Origin of the sequence: Sagittula marina, assembly GCF_014196795.1 — a bacterium.
Lineage (GTDB): Bacteria > Pseudomonadota > Alphaproteobacteria > Rhodobacterales > Rhodobacteraceae > Sagittula > Sagittula marina.
The window spans coordinates 127,579-152,571 of record NZ_JACIEJ010000002.1 but is presented as its reverse complement, the minus strand read 5'-3'; the positions used below and the strand labels follow the sequence as shown (position 1 = coordinate 152,571).

Annotated in this window: 22 protein-coding genes and 2 pseudogenes; 17 read left to right on the top strand and 7 right to left on the bottom strand. The window is 59.3% G+C overall.

The features are described 5' to 3' along the window. Nucleotides 1-10 precede the first annotated feature (10 nt). The 4 genes from GGQ68_RS04075 to GGQ68_RS04060 all read right to left on the bottom strand — a co-directional run bounded on the left by GGQ68_RS04075 (nt 11) and on the right by GGQ68_RS04060 (nt 5,374). Nucleotides 11-811 (bottom strand): MBL fold metallo-hydrolase, encoded by an 801-nt coding sequence (locus tag GGQ68_RS04075; RefSeq protein WP_183963192.1) that lies wholly within the window; start codon nt 809-811, stop codon nt 11-13. After that, nucleotides 808-1,623, bottom strand: a complete 816-nt coding sequence (locus GGQ68_RS04070) for a TatD family hydrolase (protein WP_183963190.1) — start codon at nt 1,621-1,623, stop codon at nt 808-810. The genes GGQ68_RS04075 and GGQ68_RS04070 overlap by 4 nt, the downstream gene beginning before the upstream one ends. Before the next feature lie 443 nt (nt 1,624-2,066). Then, a complete protein-coding gene (locus GGQ68_RS04065; protein WP_183963188.1) occupies nt 2,067-4,067 on the bottom strand; it encodes a hypothetical protein in 2,001 nt (666 codons plus the stop codon). Next, nucleotides 4,067-5,374: an ATP-grasp domain-containing protein gene (locus GGQ68_RS04060; RefSeq protein ID WP_183963186.1), complete on the bottom strand. Its 1,308-nt coding sequence runs from the start codon at nt 5,372-5,374 to the stop codon at nt 4,067-4,069. Before GGQ68_RS04060 ends, GGQ68_RS04065 begins: the two co-directional genes overlap by 1 nt. A 796-nt stretch (nt 5,375-6,170) precedes the next feature. Between GGQ68_RS04060 and GGQ68_RS04055 the strand changes: the two genes are divergently transcribed. The 4 genes from GGQ68_RS04055 to GGQ68_RS04040 are packed head-to-tail and all read left to right on the top strand — an operon-like array spanning nt 6,171 to nt 8,335. Further along, complete coding sequence (locus tag GGQ68_RS04055) at nt 6,171-6,587, top strand: CopG family transcriptional regulator (RefSeq protein ID WP_183963184.1); 417 nt, start codon at nt 6,171-6,173, stop codon at nt 6,585-6,587. 26 nt (nt 6,588-6,613) lie between these two features. Further along, nucleotides 6,614-7,693 (top strand): extracellular catalytic domain type 1 short-chain-length polyhydroxyalkanoate depolymerase, encoded by a 1,080-nt coding sequence (locus GGQ68_RS04050; protein ID WP_183963182.1) that lies wholly within the window; start codon nt 6,614-6,616, stop codon nt 7,691-7,693. Between the two features lie 46 nt (nt 7,694-7,739). Next, on the top strand, nt 7,740-8,075 hold the full coding sequence (locus GGQ68_RS04045) for a hypothetical protein (protein WP_183963180.1): 336 nt from the start codon (nt 7,740-7,742) through the stop codon (nt 8,073-8,075). Beyond that, a complete protein-coding gene (locus tag GGQ68_RS04040) occupies nt 8,072-8,335 on the top strand; it encodes a hypothetical protein (RefSeq protein WP_183963178.1) in 264 nt (87 codons plus the stop codon). The genes GGQ68_RS04045 and GGQ68_RS04040 overlap by 4 nt, the downstream gene beginning before the upstream one ends. A gap of 495 nt (nt 8,336-8,830) precedes the next feature. Here GGQ68_RS04040 and GGQ68_RS04035 read toward each other — a convergent pair whose 3' ends face one another. Together GGQ68_RS04035 and GGQ68_RS04030 are read right to left on the bottom strand one after the other, a co-directional pair. Next, the gene (locus GGQ68_RS04035) at nt 8,831-9,712 is read right to left on the bottom strand and encodes a DMT family transporter (protein WP_183963176.1); all 882 of its coding nucleotides are present in this window, start codon (nt 9,710-9,712) and stop codon (nt 8,831-8,833) included. 240 nt (nt 9,713-9,952) lie between these two features. Beyond that, nucleotides 9,953-10,903, bottom strand: a pseudogene (locus tag GGQ68_RS04030) (IS5 family transposase). A 194-nt stretch (nt 10,904-11,097) separates the two neighbouring features. On the opposite strand from GGQ68_RS04030, the gene cas9 reads away from it, so the two are divergent. The 4 genes from cas9 (at nt 11,098) to cas2 (ending at nt 13,905) form a co-directional block, all read left to right on the top strand. Beyond that, a complete protein-coding gene (gene cas9, locus GGQ68_RS04025) occupies nt 11,098-11,958 on the top strand; it encodes a type II CRISPR RNA-guided endonuclease Cas9 (protein WP_183963175.1) in 861 nt (286 codons plus the stop codon). Then, a complete protein-coding gene (locus GGQ68_RS04020; RefSeq protein ID WP_183963173.1) occupies nt 11,898-12,590 on the top strand; it encodes a hypothetical protein in 693 nt (230 codons plus the stop codon). The genes cas9 and GGQ68_RS04020 overlap by 61 nt, the downstream gene beginning before the upstream one ends. 536 nt (nt 12,591-13,126) lie before the next feature. After that, nucleotides 13,127-13,564, top strand: coding sequence for a CRISPR-associated endonuclease Cas1 (locus tag GGQ68_RS24240; protein ID WP_246429255.1), 438 nt, complete (start codon nt 13,127-13,129; stop codon nt 13,562-13,564). Between the two features lie 35 nt (nt 13,565-13,599). After that, nucleotides 13,600-13,905: a CRISPR-associated endonuclease Cas2 gene (gene cas2, locus GGQ68_RS04010; protein ID WP_183963171.1), complete on the top strand. Its 306-nt coding sequence runs from the start codon at nt 13,600-13,602 to the stop codon at nt 13,903-13,905. Between the two features lie 333 nt (nt 13,906-14,238). Here cas2 and GGQ68_RS04005 read toward each other — a convergent pair. Further along, a pseudogene (locus tag GGQ68_RS04005) lies at nt 14,239-14,464 on the bottom strand (ATP-binding protein); the annotation flags it as partial. A gap of 92 nt (nt 14,465-14,556) precedes the next feature. Between GGQ68_RS04005 and GGQ68_RS04000 the strand changes: the two are divergent. The 9 genes from GGQ68_RS04000 to murD all read left to right on the top strand — a co-directional run bounded on the left by GGQ68_RS04000 (nt 14,557) and on the right by murD (nt 24,988). Further along, the gene (locus tag GGQ68_RS04000) at nt 14,557-15,000 is read left to right on the top strand and encodes a hypothetical protein (RefSeq protein WP_183963163.1); all 444 of its coding nucleotides are present in this window, start codon (nt 14,557-14,559) and stop codon (nt 14,998-15,000) included. A gap of 799 nt (nt 15,001-15,799) precedes the next feature. Next, nucleotides 15,800-16,306, top strand: a complete 507-nt coding sequence (gene mraZ / locus GGQ68_RS03995) for a division/cell wall cluster transcriptional repressor MraZ (RefSeq protein ID WP_183963161.1) — start codon at nt 15,800-15,802, stop codon at nt 16,304-16,306. Next, nucleotides 16,307-17,284 carry a 16S rRNA (cytosine(1402)-N(4))-methyltransferase RsmH gene (gene rsmH / locus GGQ68_RS03990; RefSeq protein ID WP_183963159.1) on the top strand — a complete coding sequence of 326 codons (978 nt, stop codon included), beginning with the start codon at nt 16,307-16,309 and terminating at the stop codon, nt 17,282-17,284. 12 nt (nt 17,285-17,296) lie between these two features. After that, nucleotides 17,297-17,644 (top strand): cell division protein FtsL, encoded by a 348-nt coding sequence (ftsL, locus tag GGQ68_RS03985; protein WP_183963157.1) that lies wholly within the window; start codon nt 17,297-17,299, stop codon nt 17,642-17,644. Next, on the top strand, nt 17,641-19,434 hold the full coding sequence (locus GGQ68_RS03980; RefSeq protein ID WP_183963155.1) for a peptidoglycan D,D-transpeptidase FtsI family protein: 1,794 nt from the start codon (nt 17,641-17,643) through the stop codon (nt 19,432-19,434). The genes ftsL and GGQ68_RS03980 overlap by 4 nt, the downstream gene beginning before the upstream one ends. 75 nt (nt 19,435-19,509) lie before the next feature. Beyond that, a complete protein-coding gene (locus tag GGQ68_RS03975; protein ID WP_183963153.1) occupies nt 19,510-20,991 on the top strand; it encodes a UDP-N-acetylmuramoyl-L-alanyl-D-glutamate--2,6-diaminopimelate ligase in 1,482 nt (493 codons plus the stop codon). Further along, nucleotides 20,988-22,424: a UDP-N-acetylmuramoyl-tripeptide--D-alanyl-D-alanine ligase gene (locus tag GGQ68_RS03970; protein WP_183963151.1), complete on the top strand. Its 1,437-nt coding sequence runs from the start codon at nt 20,988-20,990 to the stop codon at nt 22,422-22,424. Before GGQ68_RS03975 ends, GGQ68_RS03970 begins: the two co-directional genes overlap by 4 nt. Before the next feature lie 12 nt (nt 22,425-22,436). Then, the gene (gene mraY, locus GGQ68_RS03965) at nt 22,437-23,519 is read left to right on the top strand and encodes a phospho-N-acetylmuramoyl-pentapeptide-transferase (RefSeq protein WP_183963149.1); all 1,083 of its coding nucleotides are present in this window, start codon (nt 22,437-22,439) and stop codon (nt 23,517-23,519) included. Nucleotides 23,520-23,584: 65 nt separating this feature from the next. Next, on the top strand, nt 23,585-24,988 hold the full coding sequence (gene murD, locus GGQ68_RS03960) for a UDP-N-acetylmuramoyl-L-alanine--D-glutamate ligase (RefSeq protein WP_183963147.1): 1,404 nt from the start codon (nt 23,585-23,587) through the stop codon (nt 24,986-24,988). Nucleotides 24,989-24,993 lie beyond the last annotated feature (5 nt).

The window sequence follows — 24,993 nt, the reverse complement described above, 5'->3', positions numbered from 1 at the left end:
GGGGCGCCCGTTATACGTCATACGTCAGGACCATGCCGTCATAGGCCGGTGTAATGTGATCCGGGGTCTCGGCGGCCACGGCGTCATAATCGAGATCGATATGCATATTGGTGAGCACCGCATGATCGGGCTGCGCGCGTTCGATCCATTCCAGGGCCAGTGCCAGATGTGCGTGGGTGGGATGCGGTGTACGGCGCAGCGCGTCGAGGATCCAGCATTCAAGGCCATGCAGGTGTTCCCAGGCGGCTTCGGGAATCTTCACCACATCCGGCAGGTAGGCGAGGTCGCCGATGCGAAAGCCCAAAGCGTCGATGGCGCCGTGGTTTACCCGGAAAGGTGTCAAGGTCACGTCGCCGCCGTTGCCTGTGATGGTCAGCGGTCCATCAATGGTGTGCAGGTTCAAGATGGGCGGGTAGGGCGAGCCTTCGGGCTGAACAAAGGCATAGGCGAAGCGCGAGATCAGGTCGTTCTGCGTTTCTCCGTCTGCCCAGACATTCAGGCGTTCCTTGGTGTTGAAGACGATCTGGCGCAGGTCATCAAGGCCGTGCACATGATCCGCATGGGCGTGGGTCCATACCACGGCGTCAAGGTGCCCGACGCCTGCATCAAGCAACTGGGCACGCATGTCGGGGGTGGTGTCGATCAAAATGCGGGTGGTGCCAGCGTCAGAAATCCGCTCCACCAGCATCGAACAGCGGCGACGGCGGTTTTTGGGATTGGAGGGGTCGCACTCTCCCCAATGGCCGCCGAGACGCGGCACACCTCCGGAGGAGCCGCATCCAAGGATCGTAAACCGCAGCTGATCCGTCATACGGAAACCTGCGCGGGGGACCAGCTGGCGGCCTTGGAAAACAGCCGGTCGAAGTTGGCCTCTGTCGCCTTGGCGAAATCCTCGTAGGACAGACCAAAGACCTCTGCCGCCTTTTGTGCGGTGTGCACGACGTAAGACGGCTCGTTTTGTTTGCCGCGATAGGGCGGCGGTGCAAGGTAGGGGCTGTCCGTTTCGACCAATATCCGTTCCAGCGGCGCGGTGGCGAAAATGTCCCGAAGCTCCTGTGACTTGGGGAACGCCGTGATGCCCGACATGGACAGGTAGAACCCCAGGTCGAGCGCGGCCCTGGCCAAGCCGGGCGTCGAGGAGAAGCAGTGCATCACACATGTATAGGGACGCGCGCGGTAGCCGTCTGTCAGGATCTGCGCCATGTCATCATCCGCGTCGCGGCTGTGAATGATGAGCGGCAAGCCGGTTTCCTGCGCCGCCTCGATGTGGATCTTGAGCGAGGTCTTCTGCACCTCGGCACTGTCTGCCGTGTAATGGTAGTCCAGCCCGGTCTCGCCGATGCCCACGAATTTGGGGTGTTCGGAGAGCTTCACAAGCTCCTCTACCGAGGCAAGGGGCTCTTCTGCGGCGCTCATCGGGTGGGTCCCGGCTGCATAGAACACCGGATCGAAGGTCTCGGCAATGGCGCGGACCTGCGGTTCTGTGCGCAGTTTGGTGCAGATGGACACCATTCTATGCACCCCGGCTTGCGTTGCGCGCGAGATATAGTCCGGGCGGGCCTCGTCGAAATTCGGGAAGTCGAGATGGCAGTGGCTGTCTGTAATGAGGGGCGTGGTAATCATGGGGCCTCCTTTGTGCCTTGGTATCTAGGAGGACACGCAGAGGGTCAAGACGACGGCACCTCTGTATCTTCAAGCTCCTGCGAAGAAGGCTGTAGGTTAATCTGGCGATGCATGAGTTGCGTAGTGCTTTGCTCGAAGGGCTTTGTGCTGGAGCAGAGCCGCGCGTCCGGTCGAGGAGAGGGAAGGTCGAGGTTAGTCGAGACGTTTTATTACCGATATCGTACTCAGAATGCCGAGTTTTCGGGGTCGGACTGCAATGATCGACCGCAATGGGTGTTACATGCCTCGGGGCGCGGGGCGCGGGGCGCGGGGCGAGCGGGCGACCAGGACTTCGTCTGGCATCAGCATAGGCACCAAGGGCAAATTACCACAAAGCTTGAAAGTGCTGGCGTCACCGTCTCGTTCAAAGGTGACGCCTTATGATGCCGGTAAATGGTCACGGCTCAGAGCCGGTCGGCGGCCCAGCTGTCCGTTGCTTGTTTTCGGACCAATTCAATCTCGGCTTCGGATACATCTTCCAATGTCTCATTGCCGCGGAACAAGTCGTCGTGGAACAGGTAAACCCGGGACAGGAAGTGCCCGAACTCTAGGGAGCCTTCGCCGCTGCGTTCGCCGTTTCCACTGGTCGACACCACGACGCCGCCGCCCCAATCCTGCCCACTGTCGTTGTTCGGGTTGTAAAAATACACACGCATGTTTCCGGCTTGGTCTTCTGCTACACGCAGAATGGCAATGGCGTGCCAGCCAATGAATTGTTGATTTGGATCTGTGACCGCGATGCCGGCGGGTTGGGGGTGGCTTACCGGAAGGTCGCCATTGTGATGCGGATGATAGGTGGCAAAGAAGCGGCGCAGGAAACTGTCGTAATCCGCGAGTTTTCCGGTCGCCACATCCACGGCGACAGCGCAGTCGCGTGACACCCACCATCCGTGAAACTCAGGGTTGATCCAACGATGAGGATCTCCATCACGCCCGATGCAAAGCTGCCCCATACGGGCATAGATCTTGTCAAGATGTGCCACCAACAGCACGGAGACAGGATCAGCGTCAATCGGGCCAAATCCGGCCAGACCGACGGGCAAGTTTGCAGAGTTGATCTCGTTTCCTTCAAAATGCATCAGAATTGCATCGAATTCCGAGGCTTGATGAATGATACGAAGCAGGTAGTCAGGTTCGACCTGAGACCACATGGCAATGGCGCGCGCCGACTGACAGGTGGGATTGGCGCCTTGGCCAACGCCAAGTGGCTGGCCGATGATTTGCAGCACGCCCGCAAGAACATGCGTCTCCGGCGAAACAACATCACCAAAGCCAAGGCTGATGCGGTCACGGGCGGAACCGCGCACCTTTTGCCGCAATTGCCGATCCAGAGCCGGGACCATCGGCGCATGGTGCAGAACACCACGTTCCAGCAGCATTGTCAGTCCGTAAATGGCCTGAGGCGTCGACAGTGTGACGCCCGCGCGGATCAGGTCCTCGATCAGGCGGCGGTAGTGGCGCCAACAATCCAGACCGGTTGTTCCCAAGCCCAGCGTTTCGGGCACCAGCGCGCGATCATGGTAATCCAGCGCGTATAGCAGGAATGTTACATGGTAGTCTGAGACAAGACCGGTGTCATGCATCGCCCGCGCGAAGCCCATCGCCTCGCGGGACAGGGCGGCCTCGTCAAAATGTTCGATCCGTTCAAGGTAAGCGGCAACACCCGGATCATCCAGAGAGGCGACGGTCGGGCCGAACAGGGCGCTCACAAGACGTTCCGCGCCAAGCCGCTCGCTGCCCGGCTCGGTCCCGTTTTCGTTCAGGGCGATGGCTATCTGCGCAATCATGTCTTTGACAACGCCGACCTGAACCGAGCGCTGTTCAAGCAGTCGCCAGATTTCAGTGACAAGCGCGCCCAGCACGTCCGTCAGGCCGATGTGTTCGGAAATGAACCGCAGGATCCGTTCCTTGGTCTCTTGCCGCTCGCCCAAGGACCGCGTCGCCTCGTCCGGCTGGCCAAAGATATCCCTGAGATTGAGGGCAAGGACCTGCGTCAAGAAATGCCGTGCGGTGTCCTGATGCAAGTTGCGGTGGCGTGTCGCGCCCGTAGCAACCGATAGGAACCGGCACAGGCTTGCAACCTCGATGGCAACAAGACCCGTGTCTTCCGCAAGCAGCGTGTTGGCCGAAACCTGTGGAAGCAAAGCCTCCGGCTTGTCCCAGTCCGATCCGGCAAACACTCCGGCAAGATCCATGGGGACAGCCCGTTCGAAAATCACATCCATCCCGCCCTCTGTCTGCAACAGCTGCCAGACAAGGGTCAAAACGGCTCGCTGAGCTTCCAGTTTGGTATCGGGCTGCGCCTGTCGAAGTTCTTCAATCGCGACGTCCAGATCATCCGACAGCCGGGCGCAGGACGCCCGGCTGTCGATATTATTATTTTGGTCGTCGTTGAGCGTTCTCATCAGACGTAAAAATCCAACTCTTCCTGCGCTTTCAGCAGATCTCGCAGTTTTATGGGATCATCACCCGCAAAGAACAAGAGCCCCCAGTGCGTGCCAAAGGCCGACCTGTCCGGGACAGTTTCCTCTGTGGGCGCAACCAGTTCGTGCGACTCGAAATACGGATGTTCCGTTGTTTCCTTCGGCATTTCCAGTTTGCTGACCACGCGGCGTCGCGGATAGACACCGAAACAGCCCGCGTAGCACTTGGCATCCTCAACCTCACGGGGGAAGAAGGCGTCGACCTCTTCCTTGGTGCTTTTGGGGTCGAACACCAGCATGGACGCCTGATAGGGGCTGAAGCCATAGGCCCGTTCGATCAGCTCAAACGCCTTGAAGCCCGGCGGACGATAGGCGACTTCGCCAAAGTACATCTCGCCGTCGGAGGTGACGAAATACTCCGGGTGGATCTGGCCAAACTTGATGTCAAACGTCTTGATCAGCTTCTCGATCTGCTTGGTGATCGCGTCGCGCCAGCTCTCCAGCTCCTTGGTGGCCGGTACGAAGACAGAATACCCCAAGGTTACGTATTCAGAGATGTTGAGAAACTTGATTTCCCCATCATGAATCCAAGCCTCGACCGCAAATTCCCAACCGTCGAGATGGCTTTCCATCAACAGCGGATATTCTTCTTCGGGAATCTTGTCGATGTCCTCGATATCGCGGATCATCCGGTGGCCCAGGCAGCCAGCCTTGTCGAAAGCCTTGACGTGTATCGGGTCATCGGGGTCGCCGTCCAGCTTGAGCAGCGTCTGATTGACCCGCTTCATGAAGCGGATGATGTCGTCTTTTTCATAGGCTTCTTCGAAGATGCCGACACGGATGCCGCCCAGCTGGGCGCGGCGCTTCATCAGCGCCTTGTCGCGGAACAGGATGGACTGCCCGTACATGCGCGGCTTGTCCATGAGCACCGAGTTGATCGCGCCGGACCATTCAACGGTTTCCTCGAACAGCGGGATGGCCACATCGACGCCGTCGTCCTTGAGGCGCTGGGCGATTTCCATCGACCTGTCATTGAGCCGCGCAAAGTCCCAGGGAATGAACGGAATGTTATTGGCCTGGCAAAAATCCGCGGCCCAGTCGGGCGCCACTACAACGTAGCGGCGGTCAAATTTCTGAGCCGCCTTGATTGCGTTAAAGCTCCAGCCGAGCAGGGCGATATATCCCTTGTTCGGGTCTTTGGGGGTTTCAGTTCCACGCACGGAATCCAGCGTCGGATCGGTCCAGCCTGAGACAACCTCGGTCGTTGGGGCTTGGGTTTCTTTGGACATTGGATGGCTCCTCATCAGTTGCGCACTAAACTGGCGCCTGATCGGCAGCACCAGCAGTCTACATGCAATCCTTGAGCGGTTACCTAACGTGAAAGGCGGAAATTTCCAATCAAGCCACGGTTTCGGCTGACTGACTGCTCCCCGAGCGGAAGGTGTTTCAGGGCCGCGCATCAGAACAAGCCATAGCGAAACAGACCGATCGCTTGGGACATCCAATCAGGCGCCGCACTGCAGGCAATCGCGAAGAAGAAGCATGCCGTGTGACGGCCGCTTCCGTTTCGGAATGCGTTCCCTGCTGGGTAAAGTGCTGGTCCGCGCAAAACGCGAAATCGCCGCCTTGCGGCGTGGGGGACCTTGCGCGCGAAAGACATTGAGCAACGACCGACTGTAGAGCGCTCTGAAATCCGTCCGACGGTCGACACATCTTTTGATGGTGGCGATGGCCGGCTGCCCGCTTTCGGATTGGAGCGAAGCGCTGCTACCTAACCGGATCGCCGCGCATGCTCGTCCCTTAGAACAGCTGCGCCTCGTTCAAGGGCGAAACCTCGCGACCTGAAATGCCAAATTGCCCCCTTGTCGATCTGGCCGGGCATTCGAACGATGGTGGGGAGTGACTTTGGGAAAGGCGGCGGCCTAGGCAATGACGGTCAAGGCGGGCAAGCACCCATGCGGCTTAGGCCTCCAGATCAGCCGCGCGTTGCACACCTTGCAGCTCGCAAGGACGAAATCGAGCACGAAGCACTTGCGCACTCCGATAAAACAGCCATATACCATCCATGCAGATGGAGAAACGCCAATGGCAGAGATAAGACACTTCAGGGATAAGCAGCCTGAGAACGAGAAGATCACCATCAATCTCGGCTTCGTCGACCTTGGTCGCATCGATTTGCTGGTCCAGGAAGGGTTCTATTCGAACCGCAGCGACTTCATCCGCACGGCGATCCGCAAGCAACTCGATGCGCATGGGGAGGCCGTAGACCGCTCCATCGAGCGCCACACCATGGAGCTGGGCCTGCGGGACTTTGGCCGGGCGGAGCTTGAACAGCTTCGTGCGGCTGGCGAAATCCTGCATATCAAGGTGGTGGGCCTCGCGCGCATCGCCTCCGATGTCACGCCCGACCTCGCATTGGCGACCATCGGCTCAATCACGGTTCTCGGCAGCCTTCAGGCATCCGCGGACATCAAGAAGGCTCTCGCTGACCGCATCCAGTAGCGGCGGCTCTTTGCAAGGAAAAGCAGATGATGAATCTCAACGTCGGCGCATGGCGCCAGGCGACCGGGCAAACGCGCGCCGCGCAGTTTACCTCCGCCAACGACCTCGTGACCCGCACGCTGGCCAGGCACGGTCTTGGCGCCGGGTCGCAGTCCGGCACGCCCTTGGCCTCTGTCGGTGACACCGGTCCCGCGGCGCTGCCGGGGCTGATGGCGCACCTCCGACCCCAAGGACAGCCTGCCGAGGCCTTGGACCTTCCCGGTGGCGCGCAGTTTGACGCCGACAGCTTTACCTGCGCGGCGGGAACGCGCGGCTACCGCACCTATGTGCCTGCCTCCGCGCAAGACGGGGTCACCGGCCTCGTCGTGATGTTGCACGGCTGCACCCAGACACCGGAGGACTTTGCCGCAGGCACCGGAATGAATGCCTTGGCCGAACAGCATCGCTTTGTCGTCGTCTATCCGCAACAATCGCGCGGTGACAACGCTCAGTCCTGCTGGAACTGGTTCAGCCGGGGCGACCAGGCGCGCGACCGGGGCGAGCCTGCAATCCTTGCAGGCCTCACGCGCGAAGTAATCGCGCGCCACGCCATTCCCGAGGGCAGAGTGTTCGTGGCAGGCCTCTCCGCAGGTGCGGCGATGGCTGTCATCCTTGGTGGCACTTATCCGGAGCTTTTCAAGGCCGTGGGCGCCCACTCCGGTCTGCCCGCAGGTGCGGCGAAGGACGTTCCCTCCGCCTTCGCGGCAATGGCTGGGAACACGATCGAGAGCGCGCCGCGCACTGCGGCCGCGCGGACCATCGTCTTCCACGGCGATGCCGATGCCACGGTTCACCCGTCTAACGGTGAGAAGATCGTGCGCCAGGCTCTGGAAGGAGGTCCGGGGCAGTCACTTCAAACCGAGTCTGCGGGCACCATGGGCGGACGGTCCTATCGGCGCTGCACGACCTTGGACGCCGACGGCACAGAAACAGTGGATCATTGGATCGTCGAGGGTCTTGGACACGCGTGGTCAGGTGGGCAGCCGGCAGGCAGCTATGCTGATCCAAACGGCCCCGATGCCAGCGCCGAAATGATCCGGTTCTTCTTCGCCCCCTCTGCGGGATAAGTCGACAAGAGGGCGCGCATCGGTGCCTGTATAGCGCGCAGCGGTCGTGATCACCACGATTGCTGCGGCGCTGATCAGGGCGCCGGTACTGTTTTTCATTCTAGATGGCTTAAGTTGGATACCGACCGAAGTGCGCACAGATGCAGGCTGCTTGGACATCTGGGTTAAAGGAGCTTCCGCAGCACCTGTTCCTACCGGCTCAAAAGCCGCGTCCGTCAGAAGCGCCGATGTCGCGCCGCAGCATGTCACGATCTGCCAATCATGGGTCGCGCATTCGCAAGCACGCACAGGCAACCGCGACCGGATAAAACAGCCCGGCGGTGCGCAACAGTGGGCGGCCGGCGTGGAACGCGGCCTGGGCCCGCTCGGTGCAGATCGGTGATCAACCTGCAGGATGCGTATATCCGTCTCGACACCGGCATCGTGGTCACCTCTGATGTGAAGGTCGTGACCAACAATCGCACGGTTCTGGACATCCGCCACATGCCGGGAGCGGTTATGGCGGGACCGGACCTTCGGGCTGGGTCGGATCGGGGGGGGCTTTGGCGTTCGCGGTCAGGAAAGCGTGTTGGAGGATTGCATCGCCTACATGTGCGCGGCACGCGGTTCACGCGGCACCGGTCGGGCGGATCGGCCTCCTAAGGCTTTCACTTCGCAGCCGAGAGCCACTGCCCGATCCTCGACACGACGCTGACCGACTGCGGGTCCGAGCGGGATCTGAAGGCGAACCTTTACGCGACCTGCACGATGGATCTGACGGCTGGCAGATTCCGGTTCTGACCCGAAATTAGCTTTTTGCAGTAGATGCCGAAGTGACTCCAAGGATGCTGTTGCGGTTTGTAAGTGTCATTATATGAAGCGTGCGAGGCTTCGCGCTCAAACCCCTTTTAAATACGGTTCAAACGGGCGTTATCGGCCAAAGACTGGCATCGTTTTGTGCTGGTTCGGATCTCGGAACTGCGAAGCGATTTTTGGGGCCTAATCGCCTTTTTGAGCTCTCCGGCTCGAGAATGCCGCATCATCGTGTCGGCCGCGTCTGGTGACTGGATCTGAAGGGGGCGCCGGCGCCGAAGGTGGTGCATCACTGTCCGGCAGACGGCGACCATCTCCAGCTCTCTAGCTTGCCATCATGGCGCTCTACGAAGCGGTCCGGTGCTCCCGCAGGATCGTGACAACGCCGCTCGCGATGATGATTGTCGCACCGAAAACCGTGATCAGGTCCAGGCTTTCGCGCCAGATGAGCCATCCAAAGAGCGTGGCCCAGAGCAGGCCGGTGTAGTCGAGCGGTGCAACGACCACCGCAGGTGCCAAGCGGAATGCTTGGGTCATCATTGTCATCCCGGCGGTGCCGAAGATTGCGATGCCCGCGAACAGCCAAAGGTCCCCAGCGCGGACCGGAACCCAGACGAAAGGCACGATCAGCGCACTCAGCAACGCTCCGGCCCCTGTCAAGTAAACGAGCAAAGTCCAAACGCTTTCGCGCTTGTCGACCCAGCGGGCGCTGAGCATGAGCAGCGCGTACACCAGCGCTGTCGCCACCGGCAGAAGAGAGATCACTTGAAACGCCGCTCCTCCCGGTCGGATGATCAGGAGAACCCCAAGAAATCCTACGAGAACCGCCATCCAGCGCCGCCACCCCACGTCTTCCCCGAGAAACAATGCCGAGATCACGGTGATGAAGAACGGAGCGACGAAAATCAGCGCGGTCGCTTCGGCGAGCGGCAGGTAGATGAAGCTCGTGAAGAACATCAACGCGGCACCGACCCAAAGCGCGCCACGAAGCAAATGAGCGGCAGGTCGATGCGAGCGCAGTGCCGCGCGCCCGCCCATCAACAGCGCAATGCCGATGGTGAAGGGCAAGGCGATGACATTCCGCAAGAAGAGTATCTGGAGAGGTGAATACCCGTCGGTCAAGGCCTTGGCGATCGCATCGTTGGCGCTCAGGCAGGCGACCCCCACACACATCAGAAGCATACCCTGGACATGGGACCCGTGTGCGTTTGACGGTGCGGTATTCATCTGATTTCCTTCGAGCGGTTGCAGGGCCCGATGAGCCTACCGGCTGTCCGCGTTTTTTCGCAACCACGTAGCTGGATTTGCATGCAAGCCGCTACGACTGGAAAAGGAGAACGCGCCCCGCAGAGCGCGCTTCAATGTGGTGCTACTTCGAACTTGTTAACGGCTCGACCGCGAATTCTGAACTGAACCAGACATCCCACATGTCCTCGCAACAATCAAATTGCAAAGGCAGCTGTTAGGTCATGTTGACAAAAGACGTAACCATAGGCGGATGGACGCGATGTCTATGAAGGAGAGGAAGCTCTCCGCAGTCTTGTCGTAGCGGGTTGCGACACGGCGGGCGTTCTTCAGCTTGTTGAAGCATCGCTCGACGAGATTGCGCAGGGAATATGGCGAATGATCGACGCCGATGCGCATCTTTCGAGACTTGCGCATCGGGATTTGTGTCAGCACATCCCGCGCGTCCATCTTTTGGCGAATGCTGTCAGCATCATACCCCCTGTCTGCCAACAGGACGCTCGGCTCGGGCAAGTTATCGGCCATGACCAGATCGAAGCCCAGATAGTCCGACGTCTGGCCCGGTGTGATCTCTGTCCTCATGGGCAGGCCGCTCGGCATTGTCCTCGGACCAATGGCGGATCAATGCCTCGCCATTGACGCGGAGGTGGATCTTGGTCGTGAAGTGGAAGGTGGGTCAGAAAACGATCCAGTGGATCGTTTTCCCGCCTGACCGTCGAGAACGGCCAAAACCCTGCCGCAGAGTCCCCCTTTTGCGCCCGCTGCCTCCCTCTCGGGACATTGCTCGCGCAATGCCCTGCCGGGCAGTGGATGATGGGCGCGGATGACGGTGCTGTCCACTGCCCGGCAGTTGTTTGCTTGCAAACAATGAGAGGGGATCATCTGCAGTGCGTCCTGCGCGACACCGCTTTGGTTCAGCGTGTCCATAATGTCCTCCCAAAGCCCCGCCAGCATCCATCGTCGGAACTGTCGGTAGACGCTCGACCACTTGCCGAACTCTTCGGGCAGGTCCCGCCACGGAGCACCAGTGCGTGCAATCCAGAAAACTCCATCAAGAACAAGGCGGTGGTTGGTAGGTTTGCGCCCGTTCGGAGCGCGGACCGCCAAGATGAAACGCTCAAAGAACGCCCATCCCTCGTCCGACATCAAGTCTCGTGCCAAGCGGGTCTCCATCGCAGATACCAGCTGGAATCACGACTGAACCCTCGTGTGAAACCCTTTTGTAAACACGTCCTAGCGCGTGAGCTGAAACAATTCGAGCATCAGAAAAAAGACGCGGTTCATCGCAATCGCGACACCACGGCGAATGCAATACGGCGCAGTGAAACGCTGCGCGAACACGGGGTTAAAACACCGGCCATAATCGCATGCTCTTGCGTTTGTCTGAGGAGCTTGGACCGGCCATCGGCCCGCGCTGCTGCCCCTATACTGGCGCGCCGATTACTTCAGCGATGGTGCTGAATGGCGATTGTGACATCGACCATATCCTGCCCTATTCGCGAACGCTGGACGACAGTTTCTCCAATAAGACGCTTTCCCTAAAAGAGGCAAATCGCGAGAAGCGCAACCGGGCGCCCCATGAGGCGTGGGGCGGCGAACCGACGCGTTGGGCTGCAATCGAGTCCAACCTGAAAAACCTTTCTGATGGTAAAAAGTGGCGCTTCGGCCCCGATGCCATGGAGCGTTGCGAGGGCGAGAGTGATTTCCTCGACCGTGCACTTGTCGATACGCAATATCTCTCGCGTAAATCGCGCGCCTACCTTGACACATTGTTCACCGAGGGTGGCCATGTATGGGCTGTGCCCGGACGAATGACCGAAATGCTGCGGCGGCATTGGGGGGTGAACTCCCTGCTGAGCGACAAGGAGCACGACGCCGTGAAACCCAAAAGCCGCACCGATCATCGGCACCATGGCATTGATGCCGCCGCCACCGACCGCAGCCTGATCAACCGGATCGCCAAAGCCGCCGGTCAGGGGGAGCAAGCCGCACAATCCGCGGAGTTGATCGCCCGTGCTACGCGCCCGAGCCGTGGGAGCATTTCCGCACCGACATTGCCACTCAGCTTGACAAGATCGTGGTCAGCCACCGTGCCGATCACGGCCGTATCGACGTCGATGCGCGTAAAAAAGGGCAGGATAGCACGGCGGGGCAGTTGCATAATGACATGGCCTACGGTGTTGTTGACGATCTTACCGTGGGCAGTCGCACGCCACTGTTGTCCCTGAAGCCAGGCGACATCGAGCCTACGACCAAGGGCAAGAATATCCGTGACCCGCAATTACAGAACGCGCTCTGTGTCGCGACCAAAGGCAAAGATGGCAAAGACTTAGAGCAAGCGCTGCGCGCGTTTTCCGAGAAAGACAGCCCTTATCAGGGCCTGCGCCGGGTGCGCCTGATTGAAACCCTTCAAAAATCCGCTCGCGTCGAGATCGGTGAGACCGAAAAAGGCAAGCCGCTCAAGGCCTATATGGGCGACAGCAATTATTGCTCTGAGCTGTGGAAGCTGCCGAATGGAAAGATCGAGCCAAAGGTCGTAACCACCTATGAAGCTCACACCGGAATTGAGAGGCGACCGCATCCGGCTGCCAAACGGATCCTGCGGATTTTCAAGAAAGACATGGTCGCTATCGAAAGGGAAAACAAAACAAAAATCTATTTTGTACAAAAACTTGATCGCGCAAACGGCCTGTTTCTCGCCCCTCACAAGGACGCAAACTGCGACGCGAGATATCGAGACAAGACAGATCCGTTCAAGTTTCTGCAAATGGGTTCCGGCACTCTTGTGAAGTCCAAGATTCGGCGTGTTGTTGTCGATGAAATCGGCTGTATCCGGGACCCTGGACCGTTGAAAATCTGACCAGATTCGCAAGAATCAAAAATCAGTGCCACCCTTCCAGTGATTTGTCGTGTTGACTTCGGGTTTTCAAATTGGATCGGGTCATTGATATCGCAAGTGACGGGCGCCATCTTTCGCGTGAAAGAGGCTTCTTGAAAGTCAGCGGGAGCGGGGCCGAGATCGGCCGGGTCGCGCTTGATGAAATCACCGCCGTCATCATCCATGCCCATGGCACCACCTGTTCGAGTGCTTTGCTTGCGGATCGCGGTGCGCCAGTGGTGTTTTGCGCGGCTAACCATGTCCCGCGCTTAGTCCTAATGCCACTCGACGGGCATTAAGCCCAAGGGGCGCGCCCGCGGGCGCAATGGCAAGCCAAAATTCCATTGATCAAGCCGGCGTGGAAGCACGTCGTCATCGCAAAGATCCGAATGCAGGTCGCCGCACTTGAGGCGCATGGCCATGCGCATGCCCCGCTGGAGATGATGGCGCGCAAAGTCTCAAGTGGCGACAGCAGCAATCTCGAAGCGTAGGCCGCACGTTACTATTGGCCTCTGAGGATGGGGAATAACTTTCGTCGGAACCGCGAGCCACCCGATATCAACGCGCTACTGAATTACGGCTATACCGTGCTGCGTGCCGCCACCGCCCGCGCCATCGTCGCCGCAGGTTTGCATCCGGGCATCGGGTTGCATCACTCCAACAGGGGAAATGCTTTCGCCCTTGCAGATGATTTCATGGAACCGTTCCGCCCGCTCGTAAATTGCACTGTCCACCGGCTTCCAGCGCGCCATGGCACCCAAGTTAACACACAGGCGAAACAGGAGTTGGCCCGGTTGATCGCCCTCGATCTGCCTTTGGCTGTCGGGCAAAGCCCGGTCTCGGTTGCGCTTTCGAGACTCGCTATTTCTCTCGGGCAGAGGTTCGAAACGGGAAAGCTTGCAATGGCCCTGCCGAGAACGCCAGACGCGCTGATGCTCGCGGGGCTCGGTGGATGACCCTTCGCTCAACCCATTTGTCAGGATACCGGATCATGTGGGTACTCGTAATATTCGATCTGCCGACCGACACTAAGCCACAGCGCAAGGCGGCCACAGATTTTCGCAGTTTCCTGCTCTACGACGGTTTTGAGCGCAGCCAGTTGTCGGTCTACGCCCGGTTTGTAAACGGTAAGGAGGCGTTTCAGACCCGGATCAACGGAATCGAACGCGATCTGCCGACCAAGGGCGATATCCAGATCCGGAATTTTACCGACCTACAATATCGAGATGTTGTACATTTCTCGGATCAAGGTCGCAGGGGCGCCCGAAAAAATCCAGACCAATTGTTGCTGTTCTGATGAAAATTTCGCAAAAACACTCTTCCCAAACCTGTACAAACCTACGCATTTACAAAGGTTTGTACGGAGATCTAGACCATCAGTTCAGAAACCGAGGTCCAGCCGCAAAATCCTGACTAAGTGGTTGGTTACTCTGCAGAATGTCCCCGCCACACGGCCTTTCCGACAATCCTTGGAGTGTTGATTTCCGCGCCGCGCAGCTCCTGCGGGTCATAGCGGGCGGTGTTTTCTGAAACGAGGATCAGGCGGTAATCTGATGGACGGTGCACGGCTTTGACCTGTTGATTGTCACAGAGAACTGACCGGGTATTTTCACCGAGATTTGACCCACCCTCAATTATGCGTCGTGGTTTGTGACGCAGTCGATGTTTTGGTCTCCCTTGCAGTTTTCGTTGCTGCCTCGGAACTGGCCTTGAAGCGGTAGCTGTCGTTTCCGGTTTCGAGAATGTGACAGCGGTGTGTGAGCCGATCGAGGAGTGGGGGGCATCTTTGCGTCGCCGAAGACCTGCGCCCATTCTGAGAAGCTGAGGTTTGTGGTGATGATGACGCTGGTGCGCTCGGACCGGTGACCTCCGCGCCGGGCAATGACGAAGCAAACGTGCGGCTCTATGCTTCGGCGGCGGGGGCGATCAGCGATGTGCGGTTCATAGATTGCATCTGGGCGGGGGCCGTGGCAAGGGCGTCCGCCTGCTGATGGACGGGCCGTCGGGCGATGTCACGGCGCGCCCGACCAGGGTGCGGGTGCTGGGTGGGCAGTTGACCCCCGGCGCGGTGTTCGCGCAGGGACCGGGCTGCACCCATATCACGTTACAGGCTCTGATGGGGTCGCTGACGGCGGAGCTGTGGAAGGGGTCGGCCTCGCATCTGTCGGTGCGTGGCAACGAACTTGACATGGACGCTGCCGGGCTGGCCGTGGTGGAGATGCTGTCAGGGACCGAACAGACGCGGCTGAACGTAACGGGCAACACGATCACCGGCATCTATGCGCAGGCGGTGGACGTGGATGACAACGTGACGGGCGGGCTGGTGAACGGCAACGACTTCGACGGCCATGTGATCAACGCCACGAACCTGACTGTCGGGGCGAACATCTGACGGCGAGGGGGGCTTTACGCCTCCCTGCCAAAAATCGCGTTGCTGTAAAGAACTGTGTCTGGCACTGCAAAGAAACGTGTCGCGCTACAATCGCGCTACAAACGCGTCGCGTTAGGCTGTCCCATGCGGTCCCATTTTGAACTCATGGGAAAACATGGGCGAACTTCGCCAGCTGGTTGCAATCACGAATCACAGAGACGCGAGCGGGGATGGTTCCCTGTGGATAAATCCCTAAATCTGTGGATAACACGGATACCGGATAGCGTGTTCGTTGCTTGTTCGTTTTGATCCGGGCCGAGTTCGAGGACTCGCAGCGCGCGAAGGGAAGTTTTTTGGGAAAGCATGGGCCATTTCATACGGGCGTCTGTCTGGGAACATATGGTGCTCTAATACTAATGTGGCACCATATGGGCGGAGTCCTGCCGCAATTTCACCACAATAGGTAGGAGGCTGGCGTCAGTCATGCCGCTTCAAGCACCGCTTTTCCCCCAAATTTCTGTTGCTTCCCATGTATTCCCATGGCAAACCTAATTCACACGATGAGACGGGCATACGGGACACCAAACGATCCCAACCGATACTCAAAACAATAACAAAGAGCAGGTTCATACAGGCGCTCGCTTTCATCGTGAACACAAGGATCCGGCGCGCGGGCGAGCAGACATCCCCCCAGGTGGCGCGCGCAGTCGGAGACACCCGCCAACGCGGGTCAGCGGCGGGTTGATCAGTGGCAGCAGATCAACCCGCCGTTTTTACGTCTTGAAGGCGGATTTTTTCAGGGGGCGGAGGGCCAGAGGCAGTGAGCCGCAGGCTGAGGTTCAGAGGTGAAAGTCGGCACAAGGTCGACACGAAGGGGCGGGTCTCGATTCCGGCCTCCTTTCGCCGTGTCCTCGAAGCCGGTGACCCTGACTGGACCGAAGGTCTGAACCCGAACTTTGTGATCGTCTACGGGGATCACCGTCGCAAGTTCCTGGAATGCTACACTGTTCAGGAGATGGAGGCGGTCGAGGATCGCATCGCATCCATGAAACGGGGTGACCCCAAGCGGCGCATTCTGGAGCGGCTCTTCTCCACCCGGTCCGTGACAACCAGTGTTGATGAGACAGGCCGTATCGTCCTGTCGGCCAAACTGCGCGAAAAGATCGGCATCACAAACGAAGCTTATTTCGCCTCCAATGTGGACACCTTCCAGATCTGGGAGCCGACGGTCTACGAAGAGGAAGAACTCGCCAAGGCCGAAGAATATCTTGATGAACTGCCCGAGGATTTCGATCCGGTGCAGTTGCTCGACGAGGAGGGCTTCTAAATGTCCGATGCGGAGCACTCCTCCGATGCGCCGCACATTCCCGTCCTGCTGGCGCCATTGCTACGTGAAGTGGCGCCGGTCAGCGGCGTCTGGATCGATGGAACCTTCGGCGCAGGCGGCTACGCCCGCGGCTTGGTCGAGGCCGGGGCCGAGCGCGTCATTGGTATTGATCGCGACCCGATGGCGCATGACATGGCCGAAGACTGGCTGGGAGATTGGCCTGCAATTTCCCTTGTTCGAGAGAATTTCTCAAATCTGGATAAGGTTGTGGAAGCCGCGGACGGCGTCGTTCTGGACCTTGGTGTATCGTCCATGCAGCTCGATCGGGCAGAGCGTGGCTTTTCTTTCATGCGCGATGGACCGCTGGACATGCGGATGGGCCAATCCGGGAAGACTGCCGCCGATCTGGTGAATGAGTTGTCTGCCGAGGCTTTGGCAGAGGTTCTTTATGTATATGGAGAAGAACGCCAGTCCCGTCGCATCGCCCGCGCCATGGTGCAGGATCGGCCTTTTGAGCGTACGCTGCCTTTGGCGGAAATGATCGAACGTGTGATTGGGCGGACCAAGCCGGGTCAGGCCCACGCGGCAACGCGGTCTTTCCAAGCGCTGCGCATCGCGGTGAACGGTGAATACGAAGCGCTTTGGCAGGGGCTCATGGCGGCAGAACGGGTGTTGAAGCCTGGCGGCATGCTGGCCGTCGTGACGTTCCACTCCGTTGAGGACCGTATGGTGAAACGGTTTTTCCAGCTTCACGGCGACAAGAAGCGGCACGTCAACCGCTATGCGACAGAAACGGCCGAGGCTGAGGCGCCCTTCGAAATTCTGACGCGCAAGGCGCTGGGGCCGGACCCGGATGAGCTGGAGCGCAATCCGCGTGCCCGGTCGGCCAAGCTGCGCGTGGCGCGGCGCACGGAATTGCCCGCAGACGCTGTTGCGGCGGATGAAATTGCCATGCCGATGTTGCGTGGCTCAAAGTAAAGGGGATGTGACATGCGAACCGTGTTGTTCATACTTGCGGCCCTGGCTGTGATCGGGTCCGGCTATTGGGCCTACCGCGAGAATTACCAAACTCAGGATGAGCTGGACCGCGCGCAAGGTCTGCGCGCAGAGATCACCGGCGCGCGCGAACGGCTTGCGATCCTGCGTGCTGAATGGGCTTATCTGAACCGCCCCGACCGACTGCGCGATTTGACAGAGCTCAACTTTGACAAGCTTGGGTTGATCCCACTTCGCCCAGATCAGTTTGGACGCATTGACCAGGTCGCCTACCCATTGCCGCCTGAAATTGACATCAGCGAAGGCGTCGACATCTCCAGCGTGGGAGCAACCAACCCATGACCCGTATTCCGCTGCGCCCTCTGGCCCGCATCCTGGATGCACGTCAAAAGGGTGAGAATCCCGACGCTATCGAACGCGAGAACCGCCGCATCCGTCACGAGGACATGCGCGACCGGATGCGCCTGCGGGCAGAGGGGCGTCTGCTCGTCCTGGCCGTCATGTTTTTTTGCGCCTACGGCGTGATCGGCGCCCGGATGGGTATGCTATCGGCCTCTGAACCGTCGGAGCCGCGCGCCCAGGCGTCAGGCGCGTCAATCATCGCAAGCCGGGCGGACATCACGGACCGCCATGGCCGGCTGTTGGCGACGAATATGTCGACGCACTCGCTTTATGCGCATCCTCAGCAGATGATTGAACCGCAGCGTGCCGCGCAGCGCTTGGCCGAAATATTCCCGGACCTGGATGCCGAAAAGCTGGCAGCACGCTTTATGGACCCAAAGCGTAAGTTCCTCTGGGTGCGCAAGAAAATCAGCCCGGAGCAAATGCAAGCCGTGCATGACATTGGCGAGCCAGGTTTGCTGTTTGGACCGCGCGAGATGCGCCTGTATCCGAACGGCCCGATCCTCAGCCATGTGCTGGGCGGGGCGTCTTTCGGTCAGGAAGGCGTCCATTCCGCTGAGGTGATCGGCACCGCCGGGATCGAGCGATTTTTCGACAAGGAACTTCGCGATCCTGCTCGGGAAGGCGTCCCATTGACGCTGTCCATCGACCTCACGGTTCAAGCTGCGGCAGAAGAAGTGCTGGATGCCGGCATGAAGCTGATGAACGCCAAAGGTGCGGCATCGGTCTTGATGGATGTCCACACGGGTGAGGTGATTTCCATTGTATCGCTGCCCGATTTCGACCCGAATGATCGGCCTCGCCCAGCGGTCCAGGGCAGCCCGTCAGACAGCCCATTGTTCAACCGCGCCGTGCAGGGCGTGTATGAGCTTGGGTCGACCTTCAAGATCTTCGCGGCCATCCAGGCTATGCAGCTGGACCTCGTTCAGCCGGACACGATTATCGACACTTCGCCGCCATTGAAAGTCGGTGGCCACCGCATTGGTGAGTTCGACAACCACAACTATGGCAAGATTTCGGTAGAGAAGATCATCGTCAAATCCTCCAACCGTGGCACCGGTAAGCTTGCGCTTGCTATTGGGCCAGAACGTCAGCAGACGTTCCTGAAAACCCTGGGTTTGTTCGACCCGACACCGTTGGAGATCGTGGAGGCGCACGGCGGTAAGCCATTGATCCCCGAACGCTGGACGGACCTGTCGACGGTAACCATTTCCTACGGACATGGCATTTCAACGACCCCGTTGCACTTGGCAACCGGCTACGCCGCGATCGCCAATGGGGGGCACATGGTGAAACCGACTCTGTTGAAGCAGACGACATCGCAATATCAAGACGTGGTGTTCCGTGAAGACGTTGCAAAAGACGCGCTCCACATGTTGCGTGAGGTGGTCAGCAACGAGGACGGGACAGCCTCTTTCGGGGAGGTTCCTGGCTACAGTGTGGGCGGTAAGACAGGGTCCGCAGAGAAGCCCAAAGAAAACGGCGGCGGCTACTACAAGGAGAAGAACATTAACACTTTTGCTTCGATTTTTCCGACGGATAACCCGAAGTATGTGTTGGTGGTCACCTTGGATGAACCGATGGACACGGCAGGATCCAAACCGCGCCGCACCGCGGGCTGGACGTCGGTGCCGGTGGCCGCAGAAATGATCGGCCGGATTGCACCTCTTCTGGGCTTGCGTCCACACTACGATACAGGGCAGTTGGTCACGACAAGTGCCTCGGACTGAGCGAAAGGTTGCGGGGCGCAGGAGCGGCTGCAAGGCCGCTCTGACCATACTGCCGAGACCATGAGGGGCGCGGACATGACTTCTGAACCCAAAAGCCTGAAGGACCTGGGGCTGACAACCCGAGGCAACCGGGACATGTTGATTACCGGCCTCGCTGTGGATTCACGCGAGGTCAGGAATGGTTACCTTTTTGCGGCGCTTCCAGGTGTGCGTGTCCATGGTGCAGATTTCATCGAGTACGCGGTGCGCCAGGGCGCCGTTGCCATTCTGACAGATGCGACCGGGGCCAAGCTGGCGGCGGACGTGATCGACGCGTCTGGAGTGGGGCTGATCATCGCCGAAGATCCCCGGCAGGCTCTGGCCTACACGGCCGCGCTTTGGTCCGGTTCACAGCCCGGAACGGTCGTGGCCGTGACGGGCACCAATGGCAAAACATCGGTTGCAACGTTTTGCCGACAAATCTGGCAGGAAATTGGGCTACGGGCGGTGAACCTTGGCACGACCGGTGTTGAGGGCGATTGGACCGCTCCCTTGCGCCATACCACTCCGGAGCCGATTACCCTGCATCGGATGTTGGCCGGGGCGGCTGAATCCGGGGTGAGCCACGCGGCGATGGAGGCATCTTCGCACGGATTGGCCCAACGCCGGCTCGACGGCGTTCAGCTGGCAGCTGCGGGATTTACCAATTTCAGTCAGGACCACCTCGACTACCATGCGAGCTTTGAGGACTACTTCTCTGCCAAGGCGGGACTTTTTGCCCGCGTTCTTCCAGAAGACGGCGTTGCAGTGGTTAATATCGACGACGCTCGGGGTGTGGACATGGTGGCGATCGCGCGCGCGCGAGGTCAGGACGTTCTGACCGTTGGCCGCAGTGGGGCCGATATCTGTTTGCAAGCGCAGCGCTTTGACGCGACTGGCCAGGAAATCCGGATCAGCTTTGCCGATGAGGTTCGCCAGGAGAGGCTTGGCCTGATCGGTGGTTTCCAAGCGGAAAATGTTCTGCTTGCCGCTGGACTTGTGATTGCTTGCGGAAGCGATCCAGATGACGTTTTCGATGTCTTGCCGCTGCTAGGCACAGTGCGTGGCCGTATGGAATTGGCGGCAACACGGGACAACGGTGCTGCGGTGTTCGTTGATTACGCTCATACGCCTGACGCAGTTGCCACGGCTATTCAGGCGCTGCGTCCGCACGTCATGGGGCGGCTTGTGGCCATCGTCGGCGCAGGTGGTGACAGGGACGTCGGTAAACGGCCACTGATGGGTGCGGCGGCTGCCGAACACGCGGATACGGTTATTGTCACGGACGACAATCCCCGAAGCGAAGATCCGAAAGCCATTCGCGCCATGGTGATGGAAGGCGCGCCCTCTGCGATTGAAGTGCCTGATCGCGCTGAAGCGATCCTGCGGGGGGCGGATGCACTCGGTCCCGGTGATGCATTGCTGATCTGCGGCAAAGGGCACGAGACAGGTCAAATCATTGGCGAGACAGTGTTTCCCTTCGACGACGTGGAACAGGCCAGCGTGGCAGTGGCGGCGCTGGACGGGAAGGGTTTGTGATGCTTTGGACGGCTCGGGACGCGGCGGCGGCAACTGGGGGAACAGTGGCCTCCGATTGGCAGGCAACAGGCGTATCCATCGATACGCGTACACTTGAATCCGGCGATCTGTTCATTGCTTTGAAGGCGGCCCGGGATGGCCACGAATTCGTAAAGCAGGCTTTGGACAAGGGCGCTGCTGCAGCCCTCGTGACCCATATCCCCGAAGGTGTGGATAACCCCGAGAAGTTGCTCATTGTCGACGATGTACAGGCCGGACTTGAAGCACTTGGCAAAGCTGCACGTGCACGGTTCCGTGGTCGACTTGTCGCGGTGACAGGCTCCGTCGGAAAAACATCGACCAAGGAGATGTTGCGCACTGTTCTGGGCGCACAGGGCACCGTTCATGCGGCAGAAAAGTCCTATAACAATCATTGGGGCGTGCCACTCACCTTGGCGCGTATGCCTGCGGATGCTGATTTCGCGGTTGTCGAAATTGGCATGAACCACCCAGGCGAAATCGCGCCTCTGGCGCGGATGGCGCGTCCGCATGTGGCAGTTGTCACTATCGTGGCCCCGGCGCATATGGCCGCTTTTGAAAGCCTTGAGGGTATCGCTCGCGAAAAGTCGAGCATATTCGAGGGATTGGAGCCGCGCGGCACTGCCATCTACAACGGAGACCTTTCGGTCAGCCATATCCTGCGCGATGCGGCAGGCGCAAAAGCCAAACGGTGTATCTCTTTCGGGGAGGCGGCGCACAATCACCATCGGGTGTCTGATGTGCGCGTGCAAGATTCCTGCACGGTCGTGCAGGGGCGCGCATGGCGTACGCCGGTTCTGTACAAAGTGATGGTACCGGGTCGCCACTTCGCTGTGAATGGGATGTCCGTACTTGCAGTTACGTCTGCCTTGAAACTTGATCGTGCGCTTTCTTTGGCTGCGTTGGCGCAATGGCAGCCTGGACCAGGACGGGGTCTGCGTGAAAGCATCCAGCTAGATCCGGTGGATGAACGGATGTCGCTTGAACTGATTGATGACGCTTACAATTCTAATCCGACGTCCTTGGGGGCCGCGCTGGAAGTGCTCGCTGCGGCAGAGCCACTGAACCATGTCGGGCGTCACGATAAGGGGCGTCGCATCGCCTATCTTGGGGATATGAAGGAATTGGGCCGGGATGAAGCAGCTTTGCACGAGGCATTGGCTGACAATCCTCATCTGAAACGGATCGACGTGGTGCACTGCATTGGACCGCTGATGCGACAGCTTTGGCAGAACCTGCCAATGCACCGCCGCGGACATTGGGCCGAGACCAGCGACAAATTGGCAAAGCGGGTCCGTCACGATCTCGACGCCGGCGATGTTGTGCTGGCCAAAGGGTCGTTAAGCATGGGTGTCGGACGCGTGGTTGACGCCATTCGGAAAATGCGCCAAGCCCCCGCAGAACTCGAAGGGTAGGAAGGGATCGCCATGCTGTATTGGCTGACCGAACTGAGTGATGGCGGTGATTTTTTCAACCTTTTCAGGTACATCACTTTCCGCGCAGGCGGCGCATTTTTGACGGCTCTGATCTTTGGATTCTTGTTTGGCCTGCCGTTAATCAACGTGTTGCGCAAACGGCAAGGCAAAGGTCAACCGATCCGTACCGATGGCCCCGAAGGGCATTTCGTCAAGGCGGGCACACCGACCATGGGCGGTTTGTTGATCATTGGCGCCTTGGTCACGTCGACTCTCCTGTGGGCGCGGCTGGACAATCCCTTTGTCTGGATGGTGCTCTTCGTCACGATGGCCTTTGCCGCCATCGGGTTTGCGGATGACTACGCCAAGGTCAGCAAGCAGAACACCGCGGGCGTGCCGGGTAAGGTGCGGCTGTTGCTTGGCTTTTTGATCGCCGGTGTCGCTGGTTTTTGGGCAGCACAGTATCATCCGCCAGAGTTGAGCTATCAACTCGCGCTGCCGATTTTCAAAGACACGTTGATCAACATGTCTTTCCTCTTCATCCCTTTCGTCATGATTGTGATCGTGGGAGCCGCCAACGCGGTCAACCTGACGGACGGGCTGGACGGCTTGGCGATCATGCCGGTGATGATCGCGACATCGACGCTGGGCGTGATTGCCTATGCCGTTGGTCGCGTTGACTTTACCGAATATCTTGACGTGCATTACGTGCCCGGCACCGGCGAAATCCTGATCTTTGCTGCTGGCGTTGTCGGCGGAGGGCTTGGCTTCCTTTGGTACAACGCGCCCCCAGCGGCGGTTTTCATGGGCGACACAGGGTCGTTGGCATTGGGTGGCGCCCTGGGCGCGATCGCGGTGGCGACCAAGCACGAGATTGTGCTTGGCATCGTGGGCGGCCTGTTCGTGGTCGAGGCGATGTCCGTCATCATTCAGGTGCTGTATTTCAAGCGTACGGGCAAACGTGTCTTCCTGATGGCGCCTATCCATCATCACTATGAGAAGAAGGGCTGGGCGGAGCCAACGATTGTCATCCGCTTCTGGATTATTTCCCTGATCCTCGCCATCATTGGTCTCGCCACGCTAAAAGTACGCTGAGACATTTGGATAATTTTGAGCGGCCCGGGCACGTCTCGGGCCGCAGTCGTGAACGGGGGTAGGACATGATACCGGTTCAAGGATTCGACGGCGCGACTGTGGCCGTTTTGGGATTGGGTCGATCTGGCCTTGCAGCGGCGAGAGCTTTGCGTGCCGGAGGGGCGGACGTCGTGATCTGGGACGATACGCCAAGTGCGCGCGAGCGGGCCGAGGCCGAAGGGTTCGAGGCGCGAAACCTGACCCGTGACGGGGCGTTCGACGACGTGGCCTGCCTGGTCACATCACCTGGTATCCCGCATCTCTACCCGGCCCCGAATCCGGTCATTGCCAGTGCTTTGCAAGCCGGTGTTGCTGTGGATAACGACATTGGGCTGTTCTTCCGGTCGTTTAGTGTCAACTTCGACGAATATGATCGTCCGCCCCGTGTGGTCGCGGTGACGGGATCAAACGGCAAATCCACCACCTCGGCCTTGATAGATCACATTTTGACCCAAGCGGGACGGCAGAGCCAGTTGGCCGGGAATATCGGACGCGGGGTTCTGGACATTGATCCTCCCGCTGAAGGCGGTGTCGTCGTGCTTGAGCTGTCGTCTTACCAAACGGAGCTTGCACGAAGCCTGACACCGGATGTGGCCGTATTTACCAATCTGTCGCCAGACCATCTGGATCGCCACGCCGGGATGGGGGGATATTTTGCTGCGAAGCGTAGGCTTTTCGCCGAAGGTGGTCCGGACCGTTGCGTGATCGGCGTCGATGAGGTCGAGGGGCAGTTTCTGGCCGGTCAACTGTCCGAGGGAAGAGGCGATGATCGCGTGATCCGTATCGCCACCACAAAGCTCACTGGCCCGGGGTGGTATGTCTTTGCCCGAAAAGGGTTTTTGGCGGAGTGGCGCAAAGGGCGTCAGGTCGGCTCAGTCGATCTGCGCGATATTGCGGGATTGCCGGGGGCGCACAATCATCAGAACGCTTGCGCGGCCTGGGCGGCGTGTCGGTCGTTGGGGCTTGGCCCTCGCGAGATCGAAGCGGGTTTGCGCAGCTACGGCGGCCTGCCACATAGGTCGCAGCGTATCGCAGAGGCGAACGGCGTGATTTTCGTCAATGATTCCAAAGCGACAAACGTGGACTCGGCCTTGAAGGCACTTCTGGCCTTTGACCGGGTGCGCTGGGTTTGCGGCGGTTTGATGAAAGAGGGTGGTTTGGACGCTTTGACGCCGGGATTGGAGCGTGTTGCAAAAGCCTACGTGATCGGACGGGAGGCCGAGGGATTTGCGCTCGGATTGTCTCAGGTTGACGCAGAAATTTGCGGGTTGATGGAGGTGGCCGTTCAGCGTGCCGTTTCAGATGCGCAACCGGGCGAGGTTGTGCTTTTGGCACCGGCCGCGGCTAGTTTCGATCAATACGACAACTTTGAGCGGCGTGGCGAGGATTTCATCGCTTGTGTGCAAAAGGCCTTGGGAGTGTCGGACTAAAGTCC